Origin of the sequence: Aeromicrobium sp. (genome assembly GCF_025965075.1) — a bacterium.
GTDB lineage: Bacteria > Actinomycetota > Actinomycetes > Propionibacteriales > Nocardioidaceae > Aeromicrobium.
On the sequence record NZ_JAOPXQ010000035.1, the window covers coordinates 22,229 to 29,639 of the forward strand.

Annotated in this window: 6 protein-coding genes; 2 read left to right on the top strand and 4 right to left on the bottom strand. The window is 72.0% G+C overall.

What is annotated here, in order from left to right; all coding sequences use genetic code 11:
- The first annotated feature begins 66 nt into the window (after positions 1-66).
- A complete protein-coding gene (locus JWQ91_RS02145) occupies positions 67-1,182 on the top strand; it encodes an exonuclease SbcCD subunit D (protein ID WP_297780175.1) in 1,116 nt (371 codons plus the stop codon).
- The gene (locus tag JWQ91_RS02150) at positions 1,179-3,773 is read left to right on the top strand and encodes an AAA family ATPase (RefSeq protein WP_297780177.1); all 2,595 of its coding nucleotides are present in this window, start codon (positions 1,179-1,181) and stop codon (positions 3,771-3,773) included. The genes JWQ91_RS02145 and JWQ91_RS02150 overlap by 4 nt, the downstream gene beginning before the upstream one ends.
- 17 nt (positions 3,774-3,790) lie before the next feature.
- On the opposite strand, the gene JWQ91_RS02155 is transcribed toward JWQ91_RS02150, so the two are convergent.
- From JWQ91_RS02155 to JWQ91_RS02170, 4 genes are all read right to left on the bottom strand, one after another.
- Entirely contained in the window at positions 3,791-4,960 is a 1,170-nt protein-coding gene (locus tag JWQ91_RS02155; RefSeq protein WP_297780179.1) for a cystathionine gamma-synthase, read from the bottom strand.
- On the bottom strand, positions 4,957-6,333 hold the full coding sequence (locus JWQ91_RS02160) for a cystathionine beta-synthase (protein WP_297780182.1): 1,377 nt from the start codon (positions 6,331-6,333) through the stop codon (positions 4,957-4,959). The genes JWQ91_RS02155 and JWQ91_RS02160 overlap by 4 nt, the downstream gene beginning before the upstream one ends.
- A gap of 17 nt (positions 6,334-6,350) precedes the next feature.
- Positions 6,351-6,875, bottom strand: a complete 525-nt coding sequence (locus tag JWQ91_RS02165; RefSeq protein ID WP_297780185.1) for a hypothetical protein — start codon at positions 6,873-6,875, stop codon at positions 6,351-6,353.
- Positions 6,876-7,072: 197 nt separating this feature from the next.
- Positions 7,073-7,411, bottom strand: a 339-nt coding sequence (locus JWQ91_RS02170; protein WP_297780188.1) for a DUF6318 family protein, incomplete at its 5' end; no start/stop codon positions are given.

The window sequence follows — 7,411 nt, forward strand, 5'->3', positions numbered from 1 at the left end:
GGCAGCACCCGGGGGTCCTTGGCGTGCCTACGGGGTCATGTCCGAGGCGCCGGTTACGGTCAGGACATGCGATTCGTGGCGACGGCTGACTGGCAGCTGGGGATGACCGCGCACTACCTCGGCGACGAGGCGCGCCCCCGGTTCGCGCAGGCGCGCATCGACGCGATCCGGAGCATCGGGCGGGTCGCCGCCGAGCGCGGCGCCGAGCTCGTCCTGGTGTGCGGTGACGTGTTCGAGTCCAACCAGCTCGACCGCGCCGTCGTGGCCCGTACGTTCGACGCGCTGCGTGACGTGACGGTGCCGGTGTGGCTGCTGCCGGGCAACCACGACCCCCTGGACGCCGCCTCGATCTACCGGTCCCGGGAGTTCGTCGACGGGTGCCCGGCCCACGTGCACGTGCTCGATCGCCCGGGCGTCCACGTCGTGTCCGAGGGCGTCGAGATCGTCGCCGCCCCGTGGTTCAGCAAGGCGCCGCTGAGCGACCTGGTCGCCGACGCCCTCGCCGGCGTGGAGCCCGACGCCGGAGTCGTGCGCATCGTCGCGGGCCACGGCACCGTGCTCGGCATCGACCGCACCGACCCCGCCGGCATCAGCGAGGACGCACTCTCGGCCGCGATCACGGCCGGACGGGCCCAGTTCGCGGTGCTCGGCGACCGGCACTCCACGACCGAGGTCGGCCCCCGGATCTGGTATCCCGGGGCCCCCGAGGTCACCAGCCGGCGCGAAGACGACCCGGGCAACGTCCTGGTCGTCGACGTCGACCACGACACGGTCTCGGTCGACACGGTGCCCGTGGGCACGTGGACCTACGCGCACCACCAGGCCGAGCTCACGAGCGAGGCCGACGTCGACGAGCTCGAGCGGTGGCTCGCGCACCTGCCGGCCAAGGACCGGACCGCCGTGTGGCTGTCCCTGACCGGCGTGCTGAGCATCGGCGAGAAGGCCCGGCTCGACACCGTGCTGGACGCCTCGCGGGACCTGTTCGCGCTGGTCGACCTGTGGGAGCGGCGCAGCGACCTGGTCGTGACGCCGGCCGACGGGGAGTTCGGCGACCTCGGCCTGGCTGGCTTCGCCCGCGACGCCGTCGACGACCTGACGCTGCGTCTGGAGGGAGACGACGCCCAGGCGGCGCGTGACGCGCTCGGCCTGCTCTACCGGTTCAGTCGCGGCGGCGCCGCATGAGGCTGCACCGGATCCGGCTCACCGACTTCCGCGGGGTCACGGCCAGCGATGTGTCCTTCGACGCACCCGGCGTGACGGTCGTGGTGGGACCCAACGAGATCGGCAAGTCCTCGTTGGCCGAGGCGCTGCGCCTCGTCCGGGAGTTCAAGTCCTCCTCGCAGCACTCCTCGATCAAGGCCGTCCAGCCGACCCACCGCGACGTCGGGCCCGAGGTGTCGGTCGAGCTGTCGACCGGGCCCTACCGGCTCGTCTACACCAAGCGGTGGCTGCGCAAGGCGATGACCGAGCTGCAGATCCTCGAGCCCCGGCCCGAGCAGCTGACCGGCGACCAGGCCCACGACCGGGTCGAGCAGATCGTCGGCGCCACGATGGACGCCGATCTGTGGACGGCGCTGCAGCAGGTGCAGGGCGAGTCGCTCCAGCAGGCGAGCCTGGCGCGAGTCGTGCCCCTGCAGGCGGCGCTGTCAGCGCTCGCCGACGACGACACGGTCGGCACCTCGCACGAGGACCTGCTGGACCGGATCGAGCGCGAGTTCCGCCGCTATCACACCGCGACCGGCAAGCCGACGGATGTCTACGCGGCCACGATCCGTGAGCTCGCCGAGCGCGAGGAGGCGGTCGCCGTCGCTGAGGCGGCCGTGCGCGCGGTCGACGACGTCGTCGACCGGCACGAGCGGTTGACCCTGGAGCGCACCCGCCTGCAGGTCCGGGTCGGTCGGGCGCGCATCGACGCCGATGAGCTCGCCGAGCGGGAGGGCGCCCTCACCGACCTGCGCCGTCAGCACGACGAGGCCACGGCACGGCTGGGCCAGTCCGAGGTGGCCGTCGCGGCGGCACGTTCCGCGGTCGAGGCCCGGGCCGAACGGGTCACCGAGGCCGAGCGGCGTACGGCGTCGTCGGGCGAGGCGACGGGGGCCTGGGAGCGGGCCGTCGCGGCCCACACCGAGGCCGTGGACCGGCTCACGGCGTTCGACGCCGCCCGGCAGGGGGCCACCGACGAGGTCGGCGACCTGCGCCTCGAGGTCGTGGCGGCCGAGCAGGTCGTCCGGGCCGCCCAGGCCCGGGCCGACGCCGAGGTCATCCGGGAGCGGCTGGCCGGCATCGCTGCCGCCACGGCGCGCCTCGAGGAGGCCGAGGCCGAGCTGGCCGCCAACCCGGTCGACGCGCAGATCGTGCAACAGGTCGCGGACATCCAGTCCCGGCTGCACGCCGAGCGGGACGCGGCCGCGACCGGCGCCGCCCGGTTCACGGTCGAGCGGCTGGGCGCCGCGGAGGTGCAGCTCGGTGGGGAGGCGATCGAGGGGACCGCGACCCGCGACCTCACCGCCCCCGTCGACGTCGAGGTCGTCGGCGTGGTCCGGGTCGTGATGACGCCGGACGACGGCGCGGTCCGGCGGCGCCGCAAGATCGAGGAGCGGGAGCACGAGCTGACCGCCCTGCTCGGCGAGCTGGGCGTCGCCGACCTCGCCGAGGCACGTCGCCGCAGCGGCGAGCGCGACGACGCCGCACGGCGCGCCCACGCGGCGACCGTCGAACGGGACACGCTGCTGGCGGGGGAGTCGGTCGAGGCCGTCCGCGCCCGCCTCGCGGCGATCGACACGCACGGCGCGACCGAGCCCGCGGTCTCCCTCGCGGAGGCGCGAGCCGATCTGACCGATCTGACCGAGCGGCTCGAGACCGCGGAGCAGGCGGTGGCCTCGTCGCTGCACGAGCGGGAGCGGATCATCGACGCCGTCAACGCCGCCAACGAGCGCCGGCTCACGACGGAGACCCACGCGGCGGGCGCCACCTCGGAGCTGGAGCGGGCGAACGCCCGGCTGGAGGCCGATCGCGCGGCGCACGGCGACGATGCCCTGGCCGCGGCCCTCGGTGCGACGCAGGCCCAGCACGCCCTGCACGCCGACGCGCTCGAGTCGACCCGCACGGCGCTGCGCGAACAGGACGCCGACGGCCTCGAGATGCTCGCGAGCAACGCCCGGGAGCTGGCCAAGCGGCTGGTCGACGACCTGGCCCGGCTCGACGCGGACCTCGCCGCCGCCACGACAGAGCTCGAGGTGCGCGGCCGCGACGGGCTGCGCGACAAGCTCGACACGGCGCTGTCCCGGCTGGCCGACACACGCCGGGTGCACGACTCGCTCGAGGCCCGAGCGGGTGCGGCCCGGCTCCTGCGGACCACGATGCGTACGCACCGCGACTCGGCCCAGCAGCGCTACGTCGCGCCGTTCCGCCACGCCGTGGAGGCGCTGGGATCGATCGTGTTCGGCGCCGGCTTCGCGGTCGACATCGCCGACGACCTGTCGATCCGGAGCCGGACCGCGCACGGGGCGACGGTGCCGTTCGAGTCCCTGTCAGGGGGCGCCAAGGAGCAGCTCGCCCTGATCGGCCGGCTGGCGACGGCACAGCTGGTCAGCGCGGACGACGGCGCGCCGGTGATCCTCGACGACTCGCTGGGCTTCACCGACGCCGACCGGCGGCGCAAGCTGGCCGCCGTCATCAACCGGGTCGGCTCGACCTCGCAGATCATCATCCTGACCTGCGAGCCCGAGCGTTTCGCCGACATCGGCTCGGCCCGCACCGTCCGCCTCGGCTGAGACGGACGGCGACGGGATCAGGCCAGCGCCTGGTCGAGGTCGGCCAGCAGGTCCGTGAGGTCCTCGATGCCGACCGACAGACGTACGAGATCGGCGGGCACCTCCAGCAGCGACCCGGCGGTCGACGCGTGCGTCATGGCCCCCGGGTGCTCGATGAGGGACTCGATGCCACCGAGGCTCTCGGCCAGGGTGAAGAGCTCGGTGCGCGCACAGAAGTCCAGCGCCGACTGCTCGTCCTTGAGCCGGACGGACACCATCCCGCCGAACCGGGTCATCTGCCGGGCCGCGACCTCGTGGCCGGGGTGGCCGGGCAGTCCCGGGTAGAGCACCGACGAGATCGCCGGGTGGCCCTGCAGGAAGTCGACGATCGCCTCGGCGTTGTCGCAGTGCTTGTCCATCCGGACCGCGAGGGTCTTGGCCCCCCGCATCGTCAGATAGGCGTCGAACGGTCCCGGCACGCCGCCGGACCCGTTCTGCAGGAACGCGAACTTGGCGTCGAGCTCCTCGTCGTCGGTGACCAGGACGCCTCCGACGACGTCGGAGTGCCCGCCGAGATACTTCGTCGTCGAGTGCAGGACGACGTCCGCGCCCAGGGCCAGCGGCTGCTGGAGGTACGGCGAGGCGAAGGTGTTGTCGACCACGAACGTCGCCGACGCCTCGTGGGCGATCTCCGCGATCGCGGTGACGTCACCGACGTTGAGCAGCGGATTGGTCGGGGTCTCGATCCAGATCGCCTTGGTCGCCGGTGTGACGGCGGCGCGGATCGCGTCGAGATCGTTGACCGCGGCGACGGTGTAGCTGATGCCCCACTGGGTGAACACCTTGTCGATCAGGCGGAACGTGCCGCCGTAGGCGTCGTCGGGGATCACCAGGTGGTCGCCCGGGCGCAGGATGGAGCGCAGGGCGCAGTCGGTCGCGGCCATGCCCGAGCTGTACGCCCGGCCGTAGGTGCCGTTCTCCAGCGCCGCGAGGTTGGCCTCCAGCGCCGCCCGGGTCGGGTTGCCGGTGCGGGCGTACTCGTAGCCGCCGCGCATGCCGCCGACCCCGTCCTGGGCGAACGTCGAGCTTGCGTAGATCGGGACGTTGACCGCGCCGTTCTCGGCGTTGGGCTCGTAGCCCGCGTGGATCGCGCGGGTGGCGAACCCCTGCGTGCTGCCCTCGTCGGCCGTGCTCTTCCGCTCGCTCATACGTGCACTCCCAGCAGGTCGTGGCGGGTCAGGACGCCGAGGGGCTTGCCGTCCTCGATGACCATGACGGCGTCGCTGACGCTGAGCGCCTTGAGCGCGTCGTCGAGGCTCTCGCCCGAGCCGAGCAGCGGCATCGGCGGCTCCATGTGGTCCGCGACGGCGTCGGTCAGCTGGGCGCGGCCCTCGAACACGGCGCTGATCAAGGCCCGTTCGTTGACGCTGCCGGCGACCTCGCCGATCACGACGGGAGGCTCGGCGCCGACGACCGGCATCTGCGAGACGTTGTACTCGCGGAGGATCTCGATCGCGTCGCGGATCGTCTCCGACGGGTGGGTGTGCACCAGGGCGGGCATGCCCCCGGCCTTGCTCATCAGCACGTCGCCGGCGGTGATCGCGTGGGGCTTGCCGTCGAGGGGCTCGCGCAGGAAGCCGTAGGACGACATCCAGTCGTCGTTGAAGATCTTCGACAGGTAGCCGCGGCCGCCGTCAGGGAGCAGGACGACCACGAGCGCGTCGGGTCCGGCCTCGGCCGCGACCTGCAGGGCCGCGACGGTGGCCATGCCGCACGAGCCGCCCACCAGGAGGCCCTCCTCGCGGGCGAGCCGGCGAGTCATGTCGAACGAGTCGGCGTCGGAGACGGCGATGATCTGGTCGGGGACGCTCGGGTCGTACGCGCTGGGCCAGAAGTCCTCGCCGACGCCCTCGACGAGGTAGGGGCGGCCGGTGCCGCCGGAGTAGACCGAGCCCTCGGGATCGGCGCCGATGACCTTGACCTTGCCGCCCGACACCTCCTTGAGGTAGCGGCCGACACCCGTGATGGTGCCGCCGGTGCCGACGCCGGCCACGAAGTGGGTGACCTTGCCGTCGGTGGCCTCCCAGATCTCCGGGCCGGTGGTCTCGTAGTGCGAGTCGGGGCCGGCGGGGTTGGAGTACTGGTCCGGCTTCCAGGCGCCCTCGGTCTCGCGCACCAGGCGGTCGGAGACGTTGTAATAGCTGTCGGGGTGCTCCGGCGGGACGGCGGTGGGGCAGACCACGACCTGCGCGCCATAGGCCTTCATCGTGTTGACCTTGTCGCCGCTGACCTTGTCGGGGCAGACGAAGATGCACTTGTAGCCGCGCTGCTGGGCGACCAGGGCCAGCCCGACGCCGGTGTTGCCCGAGGTCGGCTCGACGATCGTGCCGCCGGGCTTGAGGGCGCCGGAGGCCTCCGCGGCGTCGACCATCTTGACCGCGATGCGGTCCTTGGCGCTGCCACCGGGGTTGAGGTACTCGATCTTGGCGGCCACGGTTGCCGATCCGGCTGAGGTGACTGAGTTGAGACGGACCAGCGGGGTGTTGCCGATCAGCTCAACGATGTGATTCGCAATGGGCATGCTGCCCATTCTTGCACTCACGGCTTCGTCAGGACCGGCGCCGCTTCCTTGACGTCGAGCTCCGCGACCGGACCGGCGGCGAGGAGGGTCTGGCCCAGGGTCTGCCACCCTCCGCCGTCGACCCGGTAGCGGACGCGGTAGGTCACGTCGACCCGTGCGTCGACGTCCTCCGCGGGCCGCCGGTACCGGTGGGTGACCTCCATCGCGGGGTAGGGCCGGCCGGGCCGGGACGTCGACCGGACGGTGCCGTCACCGTGGACCCACTGGTAGCGGACCGGCTGCGCCCGGAGGTCGATGTCGAAGCCCAGCAGGTCCACGCTGCGCGCGAACGGTCGCGGCTCGGTGTAGAAGATCGTGGGGATGTTGACCAAGGTCTCGTCGCCCGGCTGGATCCGGACCTGCAGGCTCGGGAGCCCGATCCGTTGCACCGCCCGGGCGATGTCCCCCTCGGTGAGCTCAGGAGCGTCCGCCTCCTCGGTGGGAGCCCGCCGCGGCGTGGTCCTGCAGCCGTAGGTGCCCGCGGCGGGGTCCACCTTGCACACAACCGGAGGCCGCTTGATGGGGTTGGTGACGGGATTCGGTGAGGACTTCGCTGGTTGGACGGGATTGGACTTGTGCGGGCTGAGTACCTTCTTGCCTCGGAGCGTGACTTGAGCTTCGTAGGGTGCGGGTTTCACATCGACATTCGCTGAGGCGTCGACGGGCACGAGAACGAATAAAATCGTCATGACGAGGGCTCTCACTCGACACCTCCGAGTCCGAGTTGGTCGACTTGCCACGTTGATTTGGCCCTGCTCACCGCAAAACTCACCTCGTTGTCCTGGCCCGTGCTTGTGCGCTCTGGATCGTTGGCCGTCTCTCGGTACTGTCCTGGGTCAGCCTTGGCGAGCGTCGTGACGTAGCTGGTGCCTTCTGCCTCGCGAAGTTTCAAGTCGCCGAGGGTCCAATCCGCGCCCTTGAAGTAGCCGCCGGCGTCATAGGTCTTGCGGTACAGGGTGATGTAGCTCTGGCAGCCTTCGCACGTCGCGGCGGAGAGGCGGGAGAGCTCGTCGACGTCGCCGGTGCTGGCGGCGTAGTT